This window comes from Pseudomonas sp. S2_E02 (assembly GCF_054668355.1).
Window position 1 is genome coordinate 5669938 of sequence record NZ_CP162761.1, and the last position, 23047, is coordinate 5692984.

Genomic DNA, 23047 nt, shown 5'->3' on the forward strand with positions numbered 1-23047 from the left:
GCGGGCTGGACGGGGGCTTCTTGTTTTATCGATCAGTTATTGCGCGATGGTTTTCACCGACACGCCGCGTTCGATCGGGGTGGAGCGACCGTAGATATCTTCGAAACGTTCGATATCGTCTTCACCCAGGTACGAACCCGATTGCACTTCGATGATTTCCAGCGGGATCTTGCCCGGGTTGCGCAGGCGGTGCACCGAGGCGATCGGGATGTAGGTCGACTGGTTCTCGCAGAGCAGGAACACGTTTTCATCGCAGGTCACTTCGGCGGTGCCGCTGACCACGATCCAGTGCTCGGCGCGGTGGTGGTGCATCTGCAGCGACAGGCACGCGCCCGGTTTTACCGAGATGTGCTTGACCTGGAAACGCCCGCCCATGTCCACCGAGTCATACGAGCCCCACGGACGATAGACCTCGCAGTGGTTCTGGGTTTCGCTGCGGCCTTGCTCGTTGAGCGTGTTGACCATCTGCTTGACGCCCTGAACCTTGTCTTTGTGGGCGATCATCATGGCGTCTTTGGTTTCGACCACCACAATATTTTCCAGACCGATCACCGACACCAGTTTGCCGTTGCCGTGGATCATGCAGTTCTTGCTGTCCTGAATCACTACATCGCCTTTGGTGACGTTGCCGTTGGCGTCTTTCTCGTTGACTTCCCACAGCGACGACCAGCAACCGACATCGCTCCAGCCAGCGGTCAGCGGCACGACGCAGGCGCGCTGGGTTTTTTCCATGACGGAGTAGTCGATGGAGTTGTCCGGGCAGCAGGCGAAGGTGGCTTCGTCGAAGGTGATGGTGTCGGCGTCCTGCTGGCTGCGTTCGAGGGTCAGCAGGCAGGTGTCGTAGATGTCCGGGTCGTGCTTTTTCAGTTCTTCGAGGAAGCGGCTGGCGCGGAACAGGAACATGCCGCTGTTCCAGTAGTAACCGCCGGATTCGACGTACTCGGTGGCACGTTTCACGTCAGGTTTTTCGACGAAGTGCGAAACGCGGCTGACGCCTTCTGGCAGCAGCGAATCGCCGGTGGATTTGATGTAGCCGTAACCGGTTTCCGGTTTGGTCGCCGGTACGCCGAACAGGACCATTTCGCCGTTTTCGGCAGCGACGGTGGCCAGGGCCAGAGCACGTTGCAGGGCTTTCTGGTCTTCCAGTACGTGGTCGGCCGGCAGTACCAGCATCAGTTCGTCACGGCCTTCATTGACCAGCATCATCGCGGTCAGCGCTACGGCTGGCGCAGTGTTGCGGCCGAACGGCTCCATGAGAATGCGTTGGCATTCCAGTTTGCGATTGGCCAACTGCTCGTTGACGATGAAGCGGTGATCCTTGTTGCAGACCACGATCGGGGTGTCCATGCCTTCGAACACCAGGCGCTCGAGGGTCTGCTGGAACAGCGTGTGTTCGCCGGTCAGGGCGAGGAATTGCTTAGGGAACTGCTTACGCGAAAGCGGCCAGAGACGCGAACCGCTACCACCTGACAAGATCACCGGAATCATATTGTTTACTCCATAAAATCGATTGGTTAGAGGCACGAACGCTGTGTCGTTTCACTCTTGTTTTTGTCTCGTACCCGAACTGACAACCCGATTCATTGTGGGAGCGAGCTTGCTCGCGAAGTCGGCGTATCAGTCGACACATCTGTTGAATGTCAGACCGCTTTCGCGAGCAAGCTCGCTCCCACAGGGGATATGTGTCAGTCAGGAAAAATGATTAGCGAGTCGATACCGGGCGTTTCACCCAGACTGGCGACAGGCTGCTGCCGCTGCCGGTGACGTACAGCACCGCCGCTTCACCGCGCTCAAGGGCGACCGGCTTCACGTCGCCGACTTTCTTGTCACCTTCGTACAGCGCCAGGCTGACTTTCACCGGGTTGATTTCACGTTCGCCACGGCCCTTGGCGGCCACGTTCGGCACCACGTCGGTCTTGCCGTCGGCAGTCTTCAGGGTCAGCGGCTTGTCGCTGAGGTTCTGTACGCGCACCAGTGATTTCTGCTTGTTCTTGAACGGCGGCTCTTCAATCAATTGCGGCGCGCCGGAAGCGTTGTTGACCAAGGTGTAGTAGTGGTCACCGGCGAGTTTCACCGGCAGGGTCTGGCTGCCAACTTTGGCGCTGTAATCACCGCCCGGCATGAAGCTGAAGTCACTGCTGGCCAGTGGCGCAACGTCGCTCAGGTTGGTGCTGCCGACAGTGGCGCTGACTTCAGCGTTGCTGGCGTTATAGACACGCACAAAGGTCGAGCCTTTCGGTGCGGTCGGGCCGTACAGCGCGGCGTCGCCACCGGCGAAGGCAGGCACGGAAAGCACGCTGAGGCCAGCAACCAGTGCGAAGCTTTTAGCGAGACGACGAGGAGTAGTAGTGAAAGTCATGGTGTACCTCTCTTTCAGTTTTGCGCCCGATCGGGCGTCTCGGATTTAGTGTTGATGGCTACGTTTTGTTGGCGAGCACCGGCTTGTTTAAGCTCTGCGACCCACTGCGGGTCGGCGTCGCCGATTTCGTTGTTCACAGGCAGATAACGTTCAGGAAACTCCCAGATCAGCACCTGTGGCGGGCTGTTCTTGAAGTCATCGCTTTTCAGGTAGCTGAGCATCGGCAGGATCGGGCCGTGGCCGTCTTCGGCGTAGCTCACCACGTCGCTGTGCAGCGCTTGTTTCAGCGCACCGACGAAGTTCCAGTTGGGGTTGGCGCTGTAGCTGGTGCCGACCAGTGCCACCGGCACTTCATTGCTGGCGAACAGCGCGTCGTCACCGGCAGGCTGCTCGCCAGCCGCGACGGTATTGCGCTTTTGCAGCGGCTCTTGCGCCGGCATCAGGTTTTCGAACAGCGGATCGAGCGGCAGGAACAGACGCAGGTCGCCCTTGTGCGTGACCTTCTCGGCTGGCGTGGTGACGAAGCGCTGCGGCTCGCCGCTGAGCGGGAACTTGTCGGCGATGGTTTTCGCCAGGGTGTTGGCGGCGATCTCGGCGCCTTCCGGCGTCCAGTGGGTGTCAGTCCGCAGGAACACTTGCTGACCGTTCTGCTTGGCCTGTTGCAATGGCTTGAGCAGGTCCGGGGCGAGGATCTTGTCGGCCGCCACACGTTGGTGGAAATCCTGATAGAGGTTTTCGTGGATGCTCGCCGGTTTCACTTCACCCAGATGCTCCGGGTACAGACGAACCTTGGCCGGCACGATCGCCATCACCAGTTTCACGCCTTTCGCTTTCAGGGTCTGGCGTACGCCTTCGACCAGCGCGTAGTTGCCTTGCAGGTTCAGCTCTTCGTTGACGATCGGGTTGAATTCCTCATCGCTGTACAACCACTGATCGCGACCGAGCACCACGCCCGGACGACCTTCGTTGAACAGTTTGAAATCCAGCGCGGCCCAGAGATTGGTGCCCAGACGCTTGATCGGGAATTCATCGTCGTAGTGGGTTTCCACAGCCTTGGTCCAGCGACCGTTGAGCACCGTAGCGTCGGCATTGGTGCTGAAACCGAAGAAGCTGCGAACCGACCACAAACCAAGGACCAACAGGGTCACCAGGAACAGGGCAATGTAGAAGATGCGTAATGAGCGGGTCATGTCAGATCCCTCAGAACTGGAAGTAAAGGAACGGCGAGAAGCTTTGCGCCGAGAGTTTGAGAATCGAGGCGATGAACAGCAGCAGGATCAGACCGCGCATCACGTAACGGGACCAGTCCGCCGTCCAGTAAGCCGGCTGCACCTGGGCTTCGACGCCGACGGTGTAGCCAGGTTCATGGATGCTCGCCGGGTTTTCGCCGGGTGCGGCTTTGATCATTCCCGGGGTCGCGGTGGCAGGGCCGTTGGCCTCGACGTTGACTTCAGGCTTGGTCTTGGCTGGCGGCTGATTGGTGTACAAATCGCGCAGACCGAAGAACGCCAGCGTCACGTACGCAACAACCAATGTCGCCACTTGCAGGCCGGTGAGGCTGGCCTGATTGAGTTCCGACAGCGACCAGTCGCCAAAGCTGAACATCGCGCCGTACATGCGCCCGGCAACGTGCAGGTTCTCGGCACGGAAAATCACCCAGCCCATGACCACCAGCAGGAAAGTCAGCGCCCAGCGGATCGGGTTGAGGCTGCGCGGCGAGGTGTTCAGGCCCAGCGCTTTTTCAATCGCCAGCCACATGCCGTGCCACGCGCCCCAGACGATGTAAGTGATGTTCGCGCCGTGCCACAGACCACCGAGGAGCATGGTCAGGAACAGGTTGCGATAGGTCATCAGCGTGCCTTTACGGTTACCGCCGAGGGTGATGTACAGATAGTCACGCAGCCAGGTCGACAGGCTGATGTGCCAGCGGCGCCAGAACTCGGTGATCGACTGACTGATGTACGGCTGCTTGAAGTTTTCCATGAAACGGAAACCCATCATCAGGCCCAGACCAATCGCCATATCGCTGTAGCCGGAGAAGTCGAAATACAGCTGCGCGGTGTACGCCAGCGCGCCAAGCCAGGCATCGCCGGTGGTCGGGTTTTGCAGGGCGAAGCAATGGTCAGCGACCACCGCGAGGGTGTCAGCGATGAAGACCTTCTTGATGAAACCCTGCATGAACCGCGTGCAGCCCTCGGAGAACTTGTCGAGGGTGTGCGTGCGGTTGTTGAACTGGTCGGCGAGGTCGCGGAAACGCAACACCGGGCCGGCGATCAAGTGCGGGAAGATCGCTACGAACGCGGCGAAGTCGATCAGGTTGCGCGTGGCCGGGGTGTCGCCGCGATACACGTCGATGATGTAGCTGATCGACTCGAAGATGTAGAACGAGATACCGATCGGCAACAGCACGTGGGTGAGGATGAACGGCTCAAGACCGACCGAGGTCATCATCGCGTTGATGCTGTCGACACCGAAGTTGGCGTACTTGAAGTAGCCGAGGATGCACAGGTCAACCGCGACGCCAAGCAACAGCCAGCGCTGCGCCGGTTTGGTCCGCACACCGGCGGCACCGACTTTAAGGCCGATCCAGTAGTTCCACAGCGTGACAGCTGCGAACAGCGCGAGGAAGTCCACACGCCACCAGGCGTAGAACACGTAGCTGGCGATCAGCAGCAGCAGGTTGCGATAGCGTTGCCCGCTCAAGTAGTACAAGCCGAGAAAGATCGGCAAGAACAGAAACAGGAACACGTTGGATGAAAATACCATCCCGATCTCTCCATGTTTGAACCAACAGTCAAGGGCCAAAGCCCCCCCAAACCCCCCGTGGTCGTGGAGGGGTGAAACGGTGTTTCTGTCAGGGTTGTGCCGGGCCTTGAAAACTTGCCCTCACCCCCCGCCCTCTCCCGGAGGGAGAGGGAGCCTGATCTCCATGGTTTTCAAAAATGGAGATCGACTCGGTATTTCTGTGCAGCCTGATCTCGATTGTTTTTCAACACCTGAGATCAACTCGGTATTTCTGTGCCGCCTGATCTCGGTTGTTTTTCAACACCTGAGACCGACTCGGTATTTCATTTCGGCGTAACTCGCACAGCACCTCGGTCAGTCCCCTCTCCCTTTGGGAGAGGGTTAGGGTGAGGGGCTTTTTGCTTCATGAGCCTTTGTTGCCCTTTTCATGCGACGGGTCGTAGACCTTGGTCAGATCCCCACCCAGGCGGAAAGTCTTGAACGGCTGCATGCCGTGCTTCTTCTCGATCACATCCGGCGCACAGGTGTAGAGCGTGCAGAACGGTTCGAGCCAGGCGAATTTCATGTCCTCTTTCAGATCGGTCATGTCCTGCTCTTTGCCGTTCTTCTTCTCGAACTCATCCGGGTCTTTCACCCCCGACAACACTCGATCACCGAGACGTTTCAGCGCGCCGTTGTTTTCCTGACGCAGATCGACACCGTTGACCTGGGCGAAACTGGCGATCATCGCCAGCGGCGGCAGGGCGTAGTTGTGATAGGCGAGAGCGCGTTGCTGACGCTTGAGTTCGTTCGGCAGGAAGCCGTCGGCATCGACTTGATTGACGCCAACCTTGTATTCCTTCACTGCCCAGTCAAACAGGTCGCGGCGGTTGGTCGCGACCGAAGTCGCCATCACCGACCAGGCGGCCCAGTACGAGTGGTTGTTGGTTTTTTCCAGCGGCAGGTTGTCCCAGTCGCTGACGACCTGATCGGCCATTTTGCTGAACCACGCCTCGATCAACTGCGCCTCCTGCTGATGCTGCGCCAGCGGGTGCGAGTCGGAGAACTTCAGACGAATGTACGAAGAGGCCATGCTGCCCAACGCCCATTTGCGCATCGACTTGCCGGTGTGGTTGAAGTCTTTCGACATCAACGCATCGGCCTTGGCCCACGCGGTCAGCCAGTTCAGCGTGCAATCGAGCTGCTCCGGGCGACCGTCGCGCATGAACTGCATCACCCGTTTGGCGGTGCCGCGTTCCAGCGTGGTGATGTCTTTGGTGGTGTCGCGAAAGGCTTTTTCCGACTGCACGTTCAGTGTTGCGCGGGCCTTGTCCGAACCTTCGTATTTGCTGCGAAATTGCAGCGGCCCGGTGTACGGCGTCGGCATCGCATCGCAGCCTTCGCTTTTGTCACCGGTCTTGAATTTATCCACAGGCGCAAAATAGCCCTGAGGTGGACGCAGTGGCGCGGCGGCCTGCGCGGTGCCGGCGAAGATCGCCAGCCCGAGCAGCGTCGGCGCTAAAAGAGTTTTCAGTTTCGAGTTTCGCATAGCAGACCTCATTGCCCGACCTGAGCGGTTTGTTGCCCAGCGCCCGGGAATACGTTGCGTTTGCAGATTTTCGCTTCGACTTTCTGTGGCGCGGTGCCCGCTTCCGGGCCCTGGACTTCGACCGCCAGCAGGTTTTGCGAGGCCCAGTCTTCGTCCGTGCGCAGCTCAAAGGCGAAACGACCGTCGGTGTCGGAGGTTTCCGGTTTCTCGATCTTGATGTCCTCGTGGCGACCGTTCATGTACCAGAGGGTGGCTTGCAGGGTTTTCACCGAAGGGTCGGCGAAGCGGATGTCGACCTGATGGCTGCTGTTCTGCAGGTTCAGGTTCTTGCTGTTGACCAGCAGTTCTTGTTTGCTGCCCGGCTTGAGCGTGGTGCTCGCGGACATTTGCGCGTCTTTGCCTTCGCAGCCGTTGTCGAGAAGAGACATCATCTGGCGATAGATGGTTTCCTGGTCGAGGCGGTACAGCGGCGAGAATTCCCAGATGAGAATTTTCGGCGGGGTCTTCTGGAATTCGTCGCTGCCGAGGTACTGCAACATCGAACCTTCCAGACCACCGCCGGGGAAGGCGACGTTGAGAATGTCAGCGCCGATGGCTTCTTCGAGGAAGCCGGCGAAGTTGTAGTTCTTGCCGCTGTGCGAGGTGCCCACAAGGGTGATTTGCGGGTTGCCGGAATCACCGAACAGGTCGCCATCGCCAGCCTCACCTTTCGGCTCGGTGGTGAACTGGTCCATGTACTGGATCGCGTAACTGGTGCCGCACAGTTGCCCGGCCATGTTGTGCAAGGTACCGGTCTTGCCCATGCGCCCGGAGCGCTTGGTTTCGAATTCACGCTTGGGAATGTCGGTGAAGGCCGGAATCTGCTTGACCTTCTCGGCAACTATTTTCGCCGTGCGCTGTGCGCCGTAAGGGGTCCAGTGCTGGTCGCCGCGGAAGTAGAAATCGTGGGCGGGCAGGGTGTCCGGCAGCGATTCGTTGGTCAGCGGCGACAGGTCTGGCACCACGTAACCCATCTTGGCGAAACGGCCGAGCATGGTCTTGTAGTTGCCCAGCGCTTTCTCGTAATCGAACGCGGCTTTTTCCTGCGGATTGAGCTTGTTGCGGTTCACCAGACCACGGGTCGGCTGGTAAACGATCACCAGTTCGACGCCTTTGGCTTTGAACGCATCGTGCAGTTGTTGCAGGCGCTTGTAGCCGGCCGGGGTGGTGTTGAATTCGGTGCGCAAATCTTCCTGCGTGCGGAACAACCAGTCGCCTTGCGCTTGCACCAGGGTGGTGAAGTTTTGCTGATAACGCGTGGTGTAGTTCTTCGCGTCATGCGCCGCCGGGCACAGGTTGCAGCACGGTTCGGCGCTGAATTTTGGCGGCGTGGCGGCGGCGCCTTCGTCGGCACGGGCGCCGTTGCTGGCCGCGAGAATGCCCACGGTCAGGGCCGACAGGCTGAGTAATCTGATCAAGTGTGGGTGCATAAAATTATCCTCAGTCCCGCATTTCGGTCTGGCGTTCGACAGGGTCGATCAGCACGGCTTTCTGCTGGCGCACCAGCAGGTCGAGAATTTCATCCTGGCGCTCGCCGAGGATGCCGTTGAAGCTGATGCCGCTGGATTTGGTCGGCGCCAGCATCGACACGCGATACAGCTCGACGCTCAAGGGCGAATCGATCGACAGCGGGCCGCTGCCATTGGCCGCCAGCTCACCGCCAACGACGATCAGCGACACCTGCGCATCGAACGGGTCGAGCTTGATGTCACGGTCGGTGTCGGTGAGGTCTTTGATGTGGCCGTAGACGCCGGTCAAACCGTTGGCCATGGCGACGTTTTCGTAGAGGCGGATATTCACGCTGTTACGAATGCGAATGCCGTGGCGCTTGTTGCTGATGACCTTGTTGCCCCACAGCAGGTTGTCGGCAGACTCGTAGAGGGTGATGCCGTCGGTGTGGTTCTTGTAGATCTCGTTGTAGGCAATGATGTTGTTGACGCTGTTACGGTCGATCACCAGGCCTGAGAGGTGGTTGTCGAAGCTCTTGTTGTTGAAGATGAAGCTGTCGTTGACCTCACGGGAAATAATGATCCCGTGCTTCTTCTTCGTACCGTACACGGTGTTCTCGGCAATGATCAGACCGTGGGAACGGTCGTGCGGGTCGATGCCGTAGACGATGTTGTCTTTGTAGGTGTTGCCCTTGACCACGAAGTCGCGGGTCTCGTAGCAGTAGAAGCCGTACCACATGTCGGAGAACTCGGAACCGACGATCCAGCCGGTCGGTTCAGGACGCTTGAGCACCTTGGCCATGTTCGGCGTGTACTGGGAAATACTCACGCCGTACGACTTACTGTTGGCGTAACCGAAACTGGCCATCTTGCTGTTGACGATGTAGGTCTCGGTGCCACCCCAGGCGAGCAGGAACGGACGGAATTCCTTCGGCGAACGGAAGGTCGCCGGGCCGTTGTCCTTTTCGCGCCAGCCGGTGACTTTGGTGTCACGCACAAACAGTTGGCCGTCGTTGACCAGGAACGAACCGGCCTCTTGCGACAGGCGCAATTCCTGGGTTTGGCCGTCGATTTCGAGGATGCCTTTACGGCCGACGACGATCGGCAGCTTCGACAGGTACACGCCCGGCGAGGTCTCGCTGAAGTACTGCTTGGGCAGTTTCTGCGCCAGGTCCTTGAGGTTCATGTAGCCGTCATCGACGAAGATCGCCTGGGGGATGCCGTGCTGACGCACCACCCATTCGGCCATCTTGTTGTCGCCGCCGATAAAGTCCTTCAGCGCGTCTTCCTGCATCATCCGGCGCACGCTGACTTTGCCTGCTTTGCTGCGGACGATTTTCGCCGCAGCGGCTTCGGCGGTGTAGCCGGAAATGTCCGGTAGTTTCGGCGCGGCCAGGTTCAGCGCTTCGGTCGGCGCGCTGCTGACCGTGTAGGTCTTGGCTTGTTGCAACTCTTTCGCGGTGGTCACCGGTTTAACCGGCTCCACAGTCGCGAAGGTGCTGGCGCTGGCTAGCAGCATCGCGCCGGCCAGCAGGCTGAGTGAGCCTGTCCTGGTGCTGATCATGTCGGGCACTCCCTTGGCGGTTTGCATCAGAAGCGCCAGATCACGTCGATGAACGCGCGGTGCATGTACGAATCAACCTGCTTGCCGTAGGCATCGCCCGGTTTGAACACACCGCCACGGAAACGCACCAGGGCCGATGGCTCGTCGATCGACTGGCTCAACGCCGCCGGCAACAGGCCTTGCTTGAAGTACTTGGTGACGACCAGGTCCATCTCCTGACCCAGATCCTTGTTGCCGTCTTCAAGCGGCAGCGAGGTGCTGGAGAGGATCGCGCCGGTGGCGTCGTCGGTGTTGTTTTCCACGGCGTTGATGCCGTTGCTGCCCACCGGCTTGTTGCCGTCGACACGCCAGAACTTGTGGTAGATCAGGCTGGCGTCGTACTCGTCGTTGACCATCCACGAACCGAACAGGGTTGCGGTCTGCATGTTGTTCATTTCGCCACGGAACGCTTCACCGAAACGGTGAACCCGCGAGCGGGTACCGGTGTAGTTGGAGCGGTTGCTCTCCAGACCGTTCTGTTCGTAATCAGCGCTGGCGCGGGCATAGGCACCGCCGACTTGCCATTGCGGATCGAGGCGCAGGCGTACGCCGATGTCGGTGGCCCAGCCGTTGACGTCATCACTGCGCTTGGCTTGTGCCGGACGCGAGCCATCGGCGTTCAAGGCGTTGACCGTATCGCGGTCGCCGCTCATGCCGGTGATGCTGCCCCAGTAGTTGACGGTGTTGGTGTTGCGCCAGTTGTAGGCGTCGCTGTCGGCGGTCAGGCCGAGCCAGCTGATGTCGCCGTTCTGGGTTTTATCCAGCGAATCGCGCGCTACGCCCGGCTCGGCGTAATCGAGTTTGCCGTCATCATGAGTGTGGTGACCGCGAATGCCGACCCAGTTGCCCGGCGTCCACTGATAGGCGGCATCGGCGTAGGCGTGCAGGCGATCCTTGTCTTTCGGCGCCAGCTCTTTGAGGTCGGTGCGGTATTCGCTGAAGCGTTCGGCGACACCGGCGTTGGCGCGCAACAGGGTGGTGTCGAAGGTCCAGTTCAGCGCTTCGATGTTGGTGTCGCGCCATTGGCCGTCGTCATTGCGCAGGCGCTGGCGACCGAACTTGAGCATCTCGCCCGGGTACGGGGTGAGGCCGCTGTAACCGACCCAGAACTCGCGCATCGCCAGGTAGTTTTTCTTGGTTTTGCGATCACTGTTGTCGGTGGCTTGTTCACCGTCGGATTGTTGCAGGGTGTCGGTTTCGATGATGTCGGTCGAGGTCACGGCCTGGCCCATGGCGTAGGCGCTCCACGCGCCGCTTTCGCCGTAGATCCACGGACGCAGGTCGAGGCCGACGCCGTTGACGTCACCGCCCTTGGCGGTGCCGAGGTCACGGTCGTCTTCGGACTGGCCGGTGACTTTGACTTCGAGGCCGAAGTTCTTGGTTTCAGTCATCGCGGCCAGTGTCGGGCAAGACCAGATCAGCGCGAACGAAAGGCCAATGCCGGCCTTCACGAATGGATTCAACTTCATAATTTTTCCTCGCCGTCTTCTTCTTGCAGGGCGTGCAGTTGCAGCGTGTTCGGGTTCAGAGCGCCACGGCTGGCTTGCTCTTGTTGCAGCAGACGTTGGGCTTCGGCCAGACGCTCGGGCGGCAGTTGCGCGGCGAGGGTGGTCGCCAGCTCATCGGCTTGCGGAGTGTTTTGTGCTTTGGCCAATTGGCTGAACACGTAGGCGTTGAGCGGGTCGGGCTTGGTGCCCTTGCCTTGGGAGAACAGCTGGGCGATGGCGAAATCGGCGCTGTTCTGGCCGTTGCGCGCAGCGGTCAGCAGGTGGTCGAGGGCTTTCTGCGGATAGACCTTGCCGAGGTAGCCACGGCGATAGATCTGGCCGAGGTAGTAGTCGGCGGCGACTTCGCGGCCGACGGCTTTCTGGAAATGTTCTTCGGCGACTTTGGCGTCGGCCGGGACCAGTTTGCCTTCGTAGTAGAGCTTGCCCAGCAACAGCTCGGCGCGTGGCTGGTCGGCGGCGCGACCGTTGTCGAGGTACTTCATCATCTGATCGACGTCGCCCAGTTCCGGGTAGTCGTAGAGCAGTTGTGCGAGGGTCACCCACGACGCCGGGTAACCCGGAGCGATCGGCTCAAGCAACGACTGCGCGGTTTTCTCGTCAGTCTTGCCGAGGGTCGAATCGGCCAATACACGGGCCACGGAATCGACGCGCTGCGCGGTGACGGTGCCACGGCTGTAACCGGCCTGCATCTGCTTGATCAGCTCGGCCTGTTGCTCTGGCTGGGCACGTTTCTGATAGACCGTGGCCAGTTCGACGTAGCAGATGTCGGTGGTGTTGAGCGCGGCTTTGCAGATCTTTTCCACGTCATCCAGGTGCTGGTCGTAGGTGCCTTGGGTGCGATACAGCAGCACCTGCGCCAGACCCGCTTCCGGGTAGCCGGATTTGCGCCACTGATCGATCTGCTGCTGGGCGTTGATGTTGGGGAAGCTGTGCGGGTATTGCAGGTACAGCATCGCCAGCGGGATCAACGTGTTGCCTTCGCCATTGGCGGCGGCTTTTTTCAGCAGGCTTTCGGCTTCGTGGTGCTCGGCTTCGGTGGAACCCGGCTTGGCCACCAGCAAACGGCCGAGACGCGCCTGCGCCCGCGGCGAAACACTGGCGGCGGCGCGGTAAGTCGCTTCGGCCTGTTTCATTTGCGCCGGATCGCGGCTGTCGACCTGGATATCAGCGAGACCGACTTGCGCCTCGCTGTAACCGAGATCGGCCAGTTGCTGATAATTCTGCGCGGCGGTGGCGGTGTCGCCACGTTTGAGCGCTTCGTTGGCCAGACGCTGATCGGGCAGGCCGGCACAACCGGCCAGACTCACCGCCAATGCCAATGCGCACACTGAACCCATGTGGGAGCGAGCTTGCTCGCGAAAGCGGTGTGTCAGTCGGCACTGAGGCTGAATGTCAGAATGCATTCGCGAGCAAGCTCGCTCCCACAGGGTTTGTGGTGTGCTTGAGATGGGTGGAGTAGTCACAGGCATATCCTCGACTTAAAGACCGGCAGCCATGGCTTTGTCGATCAACCAGTTCAGGTTCGGGCCACGGTCGCTGTTCACTTCCACCGGGCGGCCGGCCAAGCTGCTGTCGAGCGGCTCGTCAGGCTGGATCTGCACGCGGATGTCGGAGGACAGGTCGGCGCTTTTCAGGCTGGTGCTGCTGACGATCTTGCCGGTGCGGGTCTTGTCTTCGCCGGCGATCTGGAAGCTCACCGGGGTGCCCGGACGCACGTCGCCGAACTGGCGATAGGAGAAGCGCGCATCAACGGTGGCCTGGGTATTGCGCGGCACCAGTTGGAAGATCACATCGCCTTTGCTGGCGTATTGCCCGTCAGCCACCAGTTGCTGGGCCACGGTGCAATCGCATGGCGAGGTCAGGGTGCCGGTCATTTGCTTGCCGAACAGTTCTTCAACCTTGGCCGGGGACAGTTGATCTTCTTCCAGATGACCCTTGAGCACATCGAGCATGCTGGTGCTGAAGGTCGCCAGTGGCGCGCCTTTCGCTGCAACGCCGTCGGACTTGACCAGGCTCTGCACGGTGCCGTCGCGCGGCATGGTGATGTTCATCCCCGGTACGCTGACCAGACCGGCCTGCGCGTGGCTGACGAAGTACATGCCGTATACCGATTTGAAAATGAAGCCCGCCGCGACCAGGCCGACCGCGAAGATACCGGCGCTGAAGGTCACTGCTTTCAGGCGCCCGAACGGAGTCATGCCGGAGCCGCCGTCCTTGACCTTGCGCGCTTTGGTGAAGTTATCGCGCTGCAAGGTCGCCAGCACTTCGCCGATGCTGACGATGTCGCCGGCCAGGTGCGAAGTGATCAGGTGGCGCAGGGTGGAAATATCCTGCGGTTCCAGATTCTGGAACTGGCAGCCGGCGCGGCCGGTCTGGCGGTCGAAGGAGCGCACCTGCAATTCAACGTCCATGGCGATGCCGAGGTTGTCGATGACGAATTGCAGACGCGCCTTGTACACCTGGCCAATGGTCAGCGGCAGTTGCCCGGCGTTGAACGCCAGACCACCGGCAGACAGGTCGATGACCCGCGCTTCGACCGGCGTCCGGTCAGGACCGAAGAAGCGCAGTTTGGCCGGGATTTTCACGCGGGCGTGTTGGCGCTGGGCTTCGGATTCATGCACTACGTTGGCGTTGACGGCGGTATTCATAGGGGCGATTTCCTTGTTAATTCAATAGGGGCGGGTCAGACCATCATCAGCAGCACGGCGACGAAAATGCTGCCGGCGGAGAAGGTCATGGTCCGAGACGACCAGGTGTTGAACCAACGTTGAAAGCTGGCGAGATCACGGGTCAGGGATGTGGGTTGGCGAGTCCAGGATTGTTGGTCGAGGCGGAAGAACACGTAGATCTTCACCAGCGCACCGACGATCTGGTTGTAATACAGAATCGCTGGGTAAGCCGGGCCGATGCGGTGACCGGAACACGACAGCAGTAAGGTCAGAATCAGGCGGGTGATGCCGATCCACAGCAGGTAAACCAGGATGAACGCGGTGCCGTATTTGAAGCTTGCGATGAGCGCCACGGTCAGGCCGAGCAAAGACGTCCACATCGACACGCGTTGGTCGAACAGCACCACCGAGGTGAACGCGCCAAGGCGTTTCACACCCAGGCCCAGCGCTCGCGAGTTCTGCCGCAGGTTGTTGCCGTACCAGCGGAACATCAGTTTGCGGCTGGCCTTGATGAAGCTCTTTTCCGGCGGGTGTTCAACAGTGTTGATCGCTGCGTCAGGCACGTAGAAAGTGTCGTAACCGAGGCGCATCAGGCTGAACCAGCTGGACTTGTCGTCGCCGGTCAAAAACTTGAAACGGCCCAGACGCCAGTGTTGCAGCGAGTCGCTTTCAACGTCGGCGATGAATTCCGGGTTGGTCACCACGGTGGCGCGAAACACTGACATACGACCGGTCATGGTCAGTACGCGTTTGGACAGGGCCATCGAGCACATGTTGATGTGGCGCTGGGCGAAACGCAGCTTGTGCCATTCGCTCATGATGTAGCCGCCGCGCACTTCGCAGAACTCGTTGGTGGTCAGGCCGCCGACGTTGCCGAACAGCTGGAACCACGGCACGGTCTTGCGCACGGTGCCTTCGCCGAGCACGGTGTCGCCATCGATCACGGCTACCACGGCGCGGTCGTCCGGCAAGTGGCGGGAAATCGCGCGGAAACCATAGGCCAGGCCATCACGTTTGCCGGTACCGGGAATGCGCACGAAGTCGAGCTTCACGCGGTCTGGCGGATTCATTCGCGCCCACAGCGCCTTGACCAGCAGCTCATCGGACATTTCGACGATCGAGCAGACCACGGTGGTCGGCAGTTCGCAGTCGATGGCTTCGCGGATCACCGAGCTGTAGACCTGCGCCGTGGTCAGCGCGTCGATCCGGAAACTGGTAACCATCAGGAACACATGCGACGGGTCCGCCGCCTTACCCAGCTTGCGTACTTTGCGACGCAGGTGCGGGTAAACGATGTAGAGAAAAATCATGCCGCGCACAAAGTGCGTTGCACCCATCGAGTAGCGCCAGATACCCACGGCGCCAATCAGGAAAATGAAGTCCTTCGACTCGGAGTCGAATGTGGACGTGGGCAGCATCAAGGCCAGGCCCATCAGCAGACTGAGATAAAAAAGCCAGCCGGCTGATTGCAGAAAAAAATGTTTGAGCTTGCTCATCAGCGTCATCCGAAGGTAAGGGAGGCTTCAAGCTGCAAGCTTCGGGCTGCAAGTACTGCAGCTCGAAGCTTGTCGCTTAGGTCTGCATTACCAGCAGATACCCTCGGTGCGCGTACCGGCGTCGGTGGCTTTGGCCATGAAGCCGACCAGGTCGATGACCTGTTTGCCGTGCGGCGCTTGCTGGGCCAACGGGCGGAACTTCTCGTCGCGGTTGCCGAGGATGATCACGTCGGAGTTATCGATCACCGAATCGAAGTCCGCGTTGAGCAGGGACGACACGTGCGGGATCTTCGACTCGATGTAGTCCTTGTTCGCGCCGTGAACACGGGCGTACTCGACGTTGCTGTCGTAGATGCTCAGGTCGTAACCCTTGCCGATCAGCATCTCGGCCAGTTCCACCAGCGGGCTTTCGCGCAGGTCGTCGGTACCGGCCTTGAAGCTCAGGCCGAGCAGGGCGACTTTGCGTTTGTCGTGGCTTTCCACGATGTCGAAGGCGTTCTGCACTTGCGATTCGTTGCTGCGCATCAGCGAGTTGAGCAGCGGCGCCTCGACGTCCAGCGAACCGGCGCGATAGGTCAGGGCGCGCACGTCTTTCGGCAGGCACGAACCGCCGAAGGCGAAGCCCGGGCGCATGTAGTACTGGGACAGGTTGAGGGTCTTGTCCTGGCAGACCACTTCCATCACTTCACGGCCATCGACGCCGACTGCTTTGGCGATGTTGCCGATCTCGTTGGCGAAGGTCACTTTGGTCGCGTGCCAGACGTTGCAGGTGTACTTGATCATCTCGGCAACGGCGATGTCCTTGCGGATGATCGGTGCGTCGAGTTCTTCGTACAGCGATTGCAGAACGTCGCCCGAGGCCTTGTCGAACTCGCCGATGACGGTCATCGGTGGCAGGTCGTAGTCGGCGATGGCGGTGGATTCACGCAGGAATTCCGGGTTGACCGCAACGCCGAAGTCGACGCCAGCCTTCTTGCCCGAGCAGTCTTCGAGAATCGGGATCACCACGTTGGCCACGGTGCCCGGCAGCACGGTGCTGCGCACGACGATGGTGTGGCGGGTGGTTTTTTCACGCAGGACAAAACCGATCTCGCGGCATACCGCTTCGATATAGTTCAGTTCCAGGTCGCCGTTCTTTTTGCTCGGCGTACCCACGCAGATCATCGACAGGTCGGTGTCGCGAATCGCCTCGGCGAAGTTGGTCGTGCCACGCAGACGACCGGTCTGGATACCCTGTTGCAGAAGTTCGCCCAGGCCCGGTTCAACAATCGGCGACTTGCCGGCGTTGATCATGTCGATCTTGTCTTTGGCAACATCGACGCCAACTACGTCATGGCCCCGTGCAGACAGGCAACCGGCACATACTGCGCCAACGTAACCCAAACCAAATATGCTGATGCGCATCGCAATTACCTCTGTATATATCAGGCCTTAGAGGCCGGAGTTAATGGTGTTCAGCGTTCATTAGTGCACTCGAAAGTGCGGCACACAGGCGCCACAATGCCGTGTGCAGGCATACTAAGTTTCGAGTGTCTAAATAAGTGCACTCAAGATGTGCGCAACCAGGCCTTGTTGTTATGACTTGCCCTGTTATGCAGCCGATCCTCTTTGGAGAAGACTCTTGTGCAATCGTCTTGCGCGCTCGATGTCAGGATGAAGGTCCCGTAAATCAAGCGGTTGGGTGCTCAGGCGAGCACGTTTATTAGGGCGCGGCCATGGCCTTTGTAGGGGATATAAATGGTGCGTATCTCCTGTCCATCGTCTGTTTTGAGACTAGTTAGTCATCTAGGCAAGTTGCTGTGACAACTTGGTTACATGGCTATCTGCTCTGCGTAAGTTATCTCGTACAAACTCGGCGAGAATCGTTACCGGTGGTATGAGCTATGCATTCGGACGAAGTTCCTGTCCGCTCATCGCGAAATCTGAAATTTCTTGAAATATTGTCAGAGATGGCACTAGTCTCAATTTGATAGCACTTTCGTTTTCGACCTTTAATAACAGGCGAAAAATCACGTTAGATAGTTTTGTGCCACTACGCTGAAAAAAGTTAGGTGCCACTACTGAAAAAAATGATCAGTGTCGAGTGAAACTAATCTTAGAAAAGACAGGGAGGTTTTTCTGGCGCCATTAAAATGGCGAAATGGTGCGAGGGTTTTTTGACATCGTGCGAGCTGCACGACTCTTTATAGAAAGAGTCGTGCATTGGGCATGCTTTATTCCGGGGCGTGGTCGCGCAAAAACACCAGATTGTCGGGTTTCGACTGTTCGACGCTGTAGCGATAACCCTGCACATCGAACTGTTTGAGCTGGGCCGGATCGTTGATCTTTTCCTGGATCACGAAACGGCTCATCAGGCCCCGGGCTTTTTTCGCGTAGAAGCTGATGATCTTGTACTGGCCGTTCTTCTGGTCCTTGAACTCGGTGTTGATGATCCGCGCGTTCAGGGCTGTGCGTTTCACTGCCGAAAAGTACTCATTGGAGGCGAGGTTGAGCAGCACGTCGTCGCCTTGATCGGCCAGCGCTTCATTGAGCCATTCGCTGATGCGCGTACCCCAGAAGGCGTACAGGTCTTTGCCACGGGCGTTGGCCAGTTTGGTGCCCATTTCCAGACGATAGGGTTGCATCAGGTCGAGCGGGCGCAGCAGCCCGTAGAGACCGGAGAGCATGCGCAGGTGTTTTTGCGCGTAATCGAAATCGGTTTCGCTGAAGGACTGGGCGTCGAGACCGGTGTAGACGTCGCCCTTGAACGCGAGCAGTGCCTGTTTGGCGTTTTCCGGAGTGAAGGCAGGCGTCCAGCTGCCGAAGCGCGCGGCGTTGAGCCCACCGATTTTGTCGGACACGTGCATCAGTTCGCTGATCTGCGCCGGGGTCAGGTCGCGCAGTTGCTGGATCAGTTCCTGGGAATGGTCGAGGTATTGCGGCTGGGTGAAGCGCTGGGTCGCCGGCGGTGTTTCGTAATCGAGGGTCTTGGCGGGGGAAATCACCATCAGCATGAAGTCGTCTCCTTTAATCGTGGGGGCGATTCTAGGGGGTTGTCCGATTTGACTCCAGCTATGGGGGTTATAGGTATGAGTAAGCTCCGGCATTTGCGACGGCTGGTGGATTTTTCCCTCACCCCAGCCCTCTCCCGGAGGGAGAGGGAGCTGACCGAGTTGTACTGTCGATTTACGCCGACATGATCTATCGAGTTGAACTCAAATTTTGAAATCAATGAAGGTCAGCTCCTTCTCCCCCCGGGAGAGGGCTGGGGTGAGGGCGGCGTCCTTCAGCCTTGCACATCAGCTATAGTGCCGCGCGGGTTTTGTTATGGAGACATCCCTTTTGCGCATTGTTCTTTTATTCACCGCGTGGCTGTTGAGCTTCGGTGCCGTCGCGGCGCCGGGCGATGTGGCGACGCTGGATCGCAGCACCTGGCCGGAGCAGCTTAGCAACCCGACCCTGTTTGACGTGGCGTCACGGGCGGAAATCCTGATGTTCGCCCGTGTCCTGCTGGGCACCGAGTCGATGGACGAGGCCGCTCTGGCGCAGCGTCTAGGCTTGCGCACGGTCAATATCGATGCGGTCAACATTCTGCGCCAACGCCTCTGGCAGCGCCTGCTGGCCAACTACAACTTCGCCCAGCAAAGCTGCGATCAGGACGCCTCGTTCTGCTTCCTTGTAGAAGACTTGCCAACGCTGCGCGAGCAAGCCGCCAAGTTCGTCGTCAGTGACGACAGTTATTACACCAAGTGGGCCGAGCCGAGCCGGATCTTCCATGTGCAGTACCTCGACGAGTTGTTGCGCAAGGCCGCGTTGTCGCCGCAGAGCAGCAACGAATTCGATCGTTTCGGTGACTACGAGCGCAACGGTGACGCGATGCACGACCGGCTGTTCCTGCTGACCTTCGACAGCGCCGCCAATCTGCAACCGGACAACACCGGCTGGCTCACCGAATACCTACGCAAATCGAACCTGAGCGGCACGTTCTTCGTGCTGGGCAAGGATATTCAGGCGCGACTGGCTGATCGCTCGGTGAGCAGCCTGCAAGCAGAGTTCTCGAAACAGTGCGTCGGCGTTCAAGGTTGGGAGTTCCGCTCCCACAGCCACTGGCAGGACTGGCAGGATTCGGTGCGGCGCAGCGCAGATCTGGTGAAGAACAAGTTGCCGGAAAACTACGTGCCGCTGTTTCGTCCGCCGGAAGGGCAGCGCCGCAGCGATGCGCAAGGTTTCTTCAACACACAAGGCCTGCAAGTGGCGCTGTGGGACATCGATGCCCAGGACGGCGCCGGCAAACTCAAGGGCGCAGCGAGCGCGCAGAGGGTGCTGACTCTGATGCTGCTGTGGCGACACGGGGTGATCAATTTCAACATGAAACAGGACGCGGTGAAGACCTCGTTACCGTGGTTGATCACGCAGACCGCGCAGAGCGGTATCGGTTGGGAAGACTGTCAGGACGCTTTTCGCTGAGAAACGAAAAAAGCCCGGAAACATTGGGCTTGGGGCGATTTTTTTGAAGAGTTCGATGCAGGCGGACTTCCGACTTTAGCGGGGTCTGGGCAGTCCGCCAAGGGCTTTTCGTCACTCTGAAAAATAAACTTAAAAAAACCGTCAAAGTACTTTTTTATGTCATCGGTTTTGGAGTATTACGAAGACAGACCGCCGAAACCTGCAACACAGGTGGCGTCTTCCAAGACCCGTTTGTTTGCAGTCACTTGAATCTCCGCAGGTGAGATTTCGGCAGTCACTTCGAGGCGCAGCACCGCTCAGGTATTGCGTCCAATGGCTCTGACAAAGGTGACCGAGTATGGATGATCACGGACGTAGCCCTTCCTCCAACCAGCCAATCCTTTATGTACTCGATACCAACGTATTGATTCACGATCCAAATGCCCTGCTGAATTTCGAAGAACACCACGTCGCGATCCCGATGACCGTGCTTGAAGAGCTGGACAAGCTCAAGAGCGGGCATCACAGCGTTGCCGCCGAATGCCGTCAGGCCATCCGGCTGATCGACAAGACTCTGGGTGACGCTTCCCCTGAAGACGTCGAGCTGGGTGTGCCGATCCAGCGCGGTAAAGGCGGGCCGAAGGGCTTGCTGTCAATTCTGATGAGCAAACAGGCCGAATCGAATCTGATTCTGCCCGAGCATCTGAACGACAATAAAATCATCAACCAACTGATCGATTTGCACACCCGCGATCCGAAAAAGCCTGTGGTGCTTGTCACCAAAGACATCAACATGCGCCTCAAGGCGCGCGCCTGTGGCATCGATGCCGAGGATTACAGCACCGACCAACTGGTCGATGACGTGTCCCTGCTGCCCAACGGCTATCACAACATGACCGGCTCTTTCTGGGACCGCGTGAGCAAGGTCGACACCCGCCAGGATCACGGCCGCACCTGGCACCAAGTGCAACTGATCGACAACCTGCCGGCGGTGCACATCAACGAGTTCATCATCGACGAACAGGGCTTTGTCGGCTGGATCAAGGAGATCGACGAGGCCAAGCTGCTGATCCTCGACCTGCATCAGGAACCGCTGCTGCATCAAGAGGCCTGGGGGCTGAAGCCACGCGACATCTATCAGAGTCTGGCGCTGTACGCGCTGCTCGATCCGGACATTCATCTGGTCAACCTGTCGGGTGCCGCCGGTTCCGGTAAAACCATTCTGGCTCTGGCCGCGGCGATCGAGCAGACCATGGTCAGCAAGCGTTATCGCCGCATCATTGCGACCCGCAGCGTGCAGGGCCTGGACCAGGAAATCGGCTTCCTGCCCGGGACTGAAGCGGAAAAAATGGAGCCGTGGCTGGGCGCCATCACCGACAACCTCGAAGCCTTGCACATGGATGACGAAAACACCCATGGCAGCGTCGACTACATCCTCAGCAAAGTGCCGTTGCAGTTCAAATCGCTCAACTACATTCGCGGTCGCAGCTTCCAGCAGAGCCTGATCCTGATCGACGAATGCCAGAACCTCACGCCGCATCAGATGAAAACCATCATCACCCGGGCCGGCGCCGGTTCCAAAGTGGTGTGCCTGGGCAACCTCGCACAGATCGACACCCCTTACCTGTCCGCGACCAGTTCCGGGCTGACCTACCTGACCGAACGCTTCAAGGATTTCCCCAACGGTGTGCACATCACCCTGCAAGGGGTGCCTCGTTCGATTCTGGCCGAATACGCCGAATCGCATTTGTAACCCTTCACCCAAAACCGGGCGGCCCACCAGCCGCCCGGTTTTTTTATGCCTGGACACAAATCCAAATGTGGGAGCGAGCTTGCTCGCGAATGCGGTATGCCAGTCACCATAGATGTAGCCTGATGCACCGCCTTCGCGAGCAAGCTCGCTCCCACAGGATGCAACGGTGATTTCATAATCAATGATGCGGAAATTTGACCCGCAGGTTTACAATCGTCGCTCCTGATCAGGAGTAATCCCGTGCTGACTCATCTCGATTCCCAAGGTCGCGCCAACATGGTCGACGTCACCGAAAAAGCCGTGACGTTCCGTGAAGCGACGGCCCAAGCGCTGGTGCGCATGCTCCCCGAAACGCTGCAGATGATCGTCAGCGGCGGCCATCCCAAGGGTGACGTGTTCGCCGTGGCGCGCATTGCCGGCATTCAAGCGGCGAAGAAAACCAGTGATCTGATTCCCCTGTGCCATCCGCTGATGCTCACCGGCGTCAAAGTCGAACTCAGTGCTGATGGCGACGACACCGTGCGCATCGTTGCTCGCTGCAAGCTGTCCGGGCAGACCGGCGTTGAGATGGAAGCGTTGACCGCTGCCAGTGTTGCCGCCCTGACCATTTACGACATGTGTAAAGCCGTCGATCGCGGCATGACCATTGAAAGCGTGCGTCTGCTGGAGAAGGTCGGTGGCAAGAGCGGGCACTTTCAGGCGGAGCAGCCATGAACCTGACCGTGAAGTTTTTTGCCCGTTACCGCGAAGCGCTGGGCGTGGATTCGGTAAGAATTGAAGGTGATTTCGCCACCGTCGAGGACGTTCGCGCATTGCTCGCGCAACGTGACGGCGCCGAGGTGTTGAGCGAGCAGAACCTGATGTGCGCACGCAACGAAGACCTCTGCCAACTCGATGAGCCGGTGGTCGATGGCGACGAAGTGGCGTTTTTCCCTACCGTGACCGGGGGCTGATCCATGGCGATTCGCGTGCAGGCCACGCCGTTCGATCCGGGCGCTGAAGTCAACGCGATGCATGCGGCCAATGTCGGCGTCGGCGCGGTGGTGAGTTTTGTCGGCTACGTGCGCGACTTTAACGACGGCCTCGATGTAGCGGGGATGTTCCTCGAACACTATCCGGGCATGACCGAAAAAGCCCTCGGCAAAATCGCCAGCGAAGCCGAACAGCGCTGGCCGTTGCTGAAACTGGAAGTGCTGCACCGCATCGGCGCATTGGAGCCGGGCGAACCCATCGTGTTCGTCGGCGCCGCCAGTGCCCATCGCCAGGCTGCCTTCGATGCCTGCGCCTTTGTCATGGACTACCTGAAAACCCGCGCGCCGTTCTGGAAGAAAGAAAACACCAGTGATGGCCCGCGTTGGGTTGAGGGGCGCGACAGTGATCATGCAGCGGCGGATCGCTGGAAAAAGTAATTCCTGTAGCGTCCCTCAGTACGCCTTCGCGAGCAAGCTCGCTCCCACATTGGATCTGTGTCGTT

At 59.1% G+C, this 23047-nt stretch carries 18 protein-coding genes; 5 read left to right on the plus strand and 13 right to left on the minus strand.

Features of this window, described 5'->3' with window-relative positions; all coding sequences use genetic code 11:
- Window positions 1-36 precede the first annotated feature (36 nt).
- From AB4O01_RS25320 to yaaA, 13 genes are all read right to left on the minus strand, one after another.
- A complete protein-coding gene (locus tag AB4O01_RS25320) occupies window positions 37-1488 on the minus strand; it encodes a mannose-1-phosphate guanylyltransferase/mannose-6-phosphate isomerase (protein WP_007914094.1) in 1452 nt (483 codons plus the stop codon).
- 214 nt (window positions 1489-1702) lie between these two features.
- Window positions 1703-2359 carry an alginate O-acetyltransferase AlgF gene (locus AB4O01_RS25325; protein ID WP_007914291.1) on the minus strand — a complete coding sequence of 219 codons (657 nt, stop codon included), beginning with the start codon at window positions 2357-2359 and terminating at the stop codon, window positions 1703-1705.
- A gap of 14 nt (window positions 2360-2373) precedes the next feature.
- A complete protein-coding gene (locus AB4O01_RS25330; RefSeq protein ID WP_186624995.1) occupies window positions 2374-3549 on the minus strand; it encodes an alginate O-acetyltransferase in 1176 nt (391 codons plus the stop codon).
- 10 nt (window positions 3550-3559) lie between these two features.
- Window positions 3560-5125: an MBOAT family O-acyltransferase gene (locus tag AB4O01_RS25335; protein ID WP_093436261.1), complete on the minus strand. Its 1566-nt coding sequence runs from the start codon at window positions 5123-5125 to the stop codon at window positions 3560-3562.
- Window positions 5126-5507: 382 nt separating this feature from the next.
- Window positions 5508-6632, minus strand: coding sequence for a mannuronate-specific alginate lyase (locus tag AB4O01_RS25340; RefSeq protein ID WP_093436266.1), 1125 nt, complete (start codon window positions 6630-6632; stop codon window positions 5508-5510).
- An 8-nt stretch (window positions 6633-6640) separates the two neighbouring features.
- Window positions 6641-8101 (minus strand): alginate O-acetyltransferase, encoded by a 1461-nt coding sequence (locus AB4O01_RS25345; RefSeq protein WP_460089928.1) that lies wholly within the window; start codon window positions 8099-8101, stop codon window positions 6641-6643.
- Between the two features lie 10 nt (window positions 8102-8111).
- Window positions 8112-9683, minus strand: a complete 1572-nt coding sequence (algG, locus tag AB4O01_RS25350; RefSeq protein ID WP_460089930.1) for a mannuronan 5-epimerase AlgG — start codon at window positions 9681-9683, stop codon at window positions 8112-8114.
- 26 nt (window positions 9684-9709) lie between these two features.
- Window positions 9710-11191 (minus strand): alginate export family protein, encoded by a 1482-nt coding sequence (locus AB4O01_RS25355; RefSeq protein ID WP_460089932.1) that lies wholly within the window; start codon window positions 11189-11191, stop codon window positions 9710-9712.
- Window positions 11188-12699, minus strand: coding sequence for an alginate biosynthesis TPR repeat lipoprotein AlgK (algK, locus tag AB4O01_RS25360; RefSeq protein WP_407047279.1), 1512 nt, complete (start codon window positions 12697-12699; stop codon window positions 11188-11190). The genes AB4O01_RS25355 and algK overlap by 4 nt, the downstream gene beginning before the upstream one ends.
- 9 nt (window positions 12700-12708) lie before the next feature.
- Complete coding sequence (locus AB4O01_RS25365; RefSeq protein WP_007914303.1) at window positions 12709-13878, minus strand: alginate biosynthesis protein Alg44; 1170 nt, start codon at window positions 13876-13878, stop codon at window positions 12709-12711.
- A 35-nt stretch (window positions 13879-13913) separates the two neighbouring features.
- Window positions 13914-15395 carry a mannuronan synthase gene (alg8, locus tag AB4O01_RS25370; protein WP_007914304.1) on the minus strand — a complete coding sequence of 494 codons (1482 nt, stop codon included), beginning with the start codon at window positions 15393-15395 and terminating at the stop codon, window positions 13914-13916.
- Window positions 15396-15482: 87 nt separating this feature from the next.
- Window positions 15483-16799: a nucleotide sugar dehydrogenase gene (locus AB4O01_RS25375; RefSeq protein ID WP_007914305.1), complete on the minus strand. Its 1317-nt coding sequence runs from the start codon at window positions 16797-16799 to the stop codon at window positions 15483-15485.
- A gap of 809 nt (window positions 16800-17608) precedes the next feature.
- Window positions 17609-18388: a peroxide stress protein YaaA gene (yaaA, locus tag AB4O01_RS25380; protein WP_099758057.1), complete on the minus strand. Its 780-nt coding sequence runs from the start codon at window positions 18386-18388 to the stop codon at window positions 17609-17611.
- A 313-nt stretch (window positions 18389-18701) separates the two neighbouring features.
- Between yaaA and AB4O01_RS25385 the strand changes: the two genes are divergently transcribed.
- From AB4O01_RS25385 to moaE, 5 genes are all read left to right on the plus strand, one after another.
- Window positions 18702-19841, plus strand: a complete 1140-nt coding sequence (locus AB4O01_RS25385) for a polysaccharide deacetylase family protein (protein ID WP_460089935.1) — start codon at window positions 18702-18704, stop codon at window positions 19839-19841.
- Between the two features lie 337 nt (window positions 19842-20178).
- Entirely contained in the window at window positions 20179-21573 is a 1395-nt protein-coding gene (locus tag AB4O01_RS25390; RefSeq protein WP_007914309.1) for a PhoH family protein, read from the plus strand.
- 240 nt (window positions 21574-21813) lie between these two features.
- Entirely contained in the window at window positions 21814-22287 is a 474-nt protein-coding gene (moaC, locus tag AB4O01_RS25395) for a cyclic pyranopterin monophosphate synthase MoaC (protein WP_093437022.1), read from the plus strand.
- The gene (locus tag AB4O01_RS25400) at window positions 22284-22526 is read left to right on the plus strand and encodes a MoaD/ThiS family protein (RefSeq protein ID WP_093437018.1); all 243 of its coding nucleotides are present in this window, start codon (window positions 22284-22286) and stop codon (window positions 22524-22526) included. Before moaC ends, AB4O01_RS25400 begins: the two co-directional genes overlap by 4 nt.
- Before the next feature lie 3 nt (window positions 22527-22529).
- On the plus strand, window positions 22530-22982 hold the full coding sequence (gene moaE, locus AB4O01_RS25405; RefSeq protein ID WP_007914312.1) for a molybdopterin synthase catalytic subunit MoaE: 453 nt from the start codon (window positions 22530-22532) through the stop codon (window positions 22980-22982).
- The last annotated feature ends 65 nt before the right edge of the window (window positions 22983-23047 follow it).

What these genes read in the sequence shown, in the direction of transcription:
- AB4O01_RS25390 (WP_007914309.1), top strand. Translation starts at nt 20,179, where the DNA reads ATGGATGATCACGGACGTAGCCCTTCCTCCAACCAGCCAATCCTTTAT.
- AB4O01_RS25385 (WP_460089935.1), top strand. Translation starts at nt 18,702, where the DNA reads ATGGAGACATCCCTTTTGCGCATTGTTCTTTTATTCACCGCGTGGCTG.
- algG (WP_460089930.1), bottom strand. Translation starts at nt 9,683, where the DNA reads ATGATCAGCACCAGGACAGGCTCACTCAGCCTGCTGGCCGGCGCGATG.
- AB4O01_RS25325 (WP_007914291.1), bottom strand. Translation starts at nt 2,359, where the DNA reads ATGACTTTCACTACTACTCCTCGTCGTCTCGCTAAAAGCTTCGCACTG.
- algK (WP_407047279.1), bottom strand. Translation starts at nt 12,699, where the DNA reads ATGCCTGTGACTACTCCACCCATCTCAAGCACACCACAAACCCTGTGG.
- yaaA (WP_099758057.1), bottom strand. Translation starts at nt 18,388, where the DNA reads ATGCTGATGGTGATTTCCCCCGCCAAGACCCTCGATTACGAAACACCG.
- AB4O01_RS25400 (WP_093437018.1), top strand. Translation starts at nt 22,284, where the DNA reads ATGAACCTGACCGTGAAGTTTTTTGCCCGTTACCGCGAAGCGCTGGGC.
- alg8 (WP_007914304.1), bottom strand. Translation starts at nt 15,395, where the DNA reads ATGAGCAAGCTCAAACATTTTTTTCTGCAATCAGCCGGCTGGCTTTTT.
- moaE (WP_007914312.1), top strand. Translation starts at nt 22,530, where the DNA reads ATGGCGATTCGCGTGCAGGCCACGCCGTTCGATCCGGGCGCTGAAGTC.
- AB4O01_RS25340 (WP_093436266.1), bottom strand. Translation starts at nt 6,632, where the DNA reads ATGCGAAACTCGAAACTGAAAACTCTTTTAGCGCCGACGCTGCTCGGG.
- AB4O01_RS25320 (WP_007914094.1), bottom strand. Translation starts at nt 1,488, where the DNA reads ATGATTCCGGTGATCTTGTCAGGTGGTAGCGGTTCGCGTCTCTGGCCG.
- AB4O01_RS25375 (WP_007914305.1), bottom strand. Translation starts at nt 16,799, where the DNA reads ATGCGCATCAGCATATTTGGTTTGGGTTACGTTGGCGCAGTATGTGCC.
- AB4O01_RS25345 (WP_460089928.1), bottom strand. Translation starts at nt 8,101, where the DNA reads ATGCACCCACACTTGATCAGATTACTCAGCCTGTCGGCCCTGACCGTG.
- AB4O01_RS25355 (WP_460089932.1), bottom strand. Translation starts at nt 11,191, where the DNA reads ATGAAGTTGAATCCATTCGTGAAGGCCGGCATTGGCCTTTCGTTCGCG.
- AB4O01_RS25330 (WP_186624995.1), bottom strand. Translation starts at nt 3,549, where the DNA reads ATGACCCGCTCATTACGCATCTTCTACATTGCCCTGTTCCTGGTGACC.
- AB4O01_RS25335 (WP_093436261.1), bottom strand. Translation starts at nt 5,125, where the DNA reads ATGGTATTTTCATCCAACGTGTTCCTGTTTCTGTTCTTGCCGATCTTT.
- AB4O01_RS25365 (WP_007914303.1), bottom strand. Translation starts at nt 13,878, where the DNA reads ATGAATACCGCCGTCAACGCCAACGTAGTGCATGAATCCGAAGCCCAG.